This window comes from Rhodococcus sp. ENV425 (genome assembly GCF_002887785.1).
Classification (GTDB): domain Bacteria; phylum Actinomycetota; class Actinomycetes; order Mycobacteriales; family Mycobacteriaceae; genus Rhodococcus; species Rhodococcus aetherivorans.
Map to the genome: position 1 here is coordinate 2,439 of NZ_PCZU01000174.1, position 1,070 is coordinate 3,508.

1 protein-coding gene and 1 pseudogene are annotated in these 1,070 nt (G+C 74.2%); one reads left to right on the forward strand and one right to left on the reverse strand.

The window, feature by feature from the left end; genetic code table 11:
* Positions 1-15: 15 nt before the first annotated feature.
* Entirely contained in the window at positions 16-621 is a 606-nt protein-coding gene (locus tag CQZ88_RS14065) for a TetR/AcrR family transcriptional regulator (RefSeq protein WP_029541968.1), read from the reverse strand.
* Positions 622-679: 58 nt separating this feature from the next.
* Between CQZ88_RS14065 and CQZ88_RS14070 the strand changes: the two are divergent.
* Positions 680-1,070, forward strand: a pseudogene (locus CQZ88_RS14070) (hypothetical protein); the annotation flags it as partial.

The following is a 1,070-nucleotide window of genomic DNA, read 5'->3' on the forward strand; positions in this document are numbered from 1 at the left end:
GGGGGGCGGGCGAATTCACTGTCGGGCTCCTATTGCGCGTAGGGCGAATGCGACGAGTTCGGGAACGGTGTCGGCGGCGGCCGCACCGGACTGCAGCGGACCGGTGAGGACCTCGCCGACAGCGCCGACGAGGGCGGCGGCGGCGAGGGCCGCGTTCCGGGGGGCGAGATCGCCCGAGTCGATGCCCCGGCGGACGGCCCCTTCGAACGCGGCCGCGAAGGCGCGTCGCAGCACCAGGCGCTCGGCGTCGACGGCCGCGTCGACGGGTTCGGCGAGCAGGGCGTAGGCCAGGGTGGGGTTGCGCATGGCGCGACGGGCGAAGGTCTCGACGACGGCGGCGACCTGCGCGGCGGCGCCGTCCGGCCGTGCCGTCTCGGCGGCGGCGACCACGGCGTCGACCTCCCGCCCGCACAGGCTGCGGAAGATGCGCACCATCAGCTCGGACTTGTCCACGTAGTGCCGGTAGACGCTGCCGGTGGCGACGCCGGCCCGCTCGGCGACGGCCGCGATGGACAGGCCCTGGTAGCCCCGTTCGGACAGCAGGCTCACCGCGGCGTCGGCGATCGCGTCGCGTTGCGCGTCGAGCCGTTGCTGCACGGCGGGGGTCCGGCGGTAGGCCACGAAAGGATTGAACCTCGATTCATAGCTTGGGTCAAGGATCGCGGCTACCGTCGGGGAGGTGAACCGGCTCAGCGTGGTGGACGAGATCTTCCTGCACAGACACCGTGGCCTCGGCATGCCCGTCGCCCTGCAGGGACTGTGGCGCACCGGCGACACCGTCGGCGCCCCCCTGCTGATCTCGCTGCACGACGCGCTCGGCCGCAGCCCCCTCGGCCGGCGCGTCGTGCGCCCGCACATCCCCGGCGCGCGCCCCCGGCTCGAACCGGGTCACCACAGCTACCCGCTGCGCTACCCGCCCGAGCCGATCCCCGCCGCCGACGTCCTCGCCTGGGCGGACCAGCAGGCGGAGGTGGACGTCAACCCCGAACTCGGACCGGGATGGGCGCTGACCGCCACCCGGGTCGAGGGCGGCGGGACCGTCGTCTCGCTGGTGTGCTCGCACGTGCTCG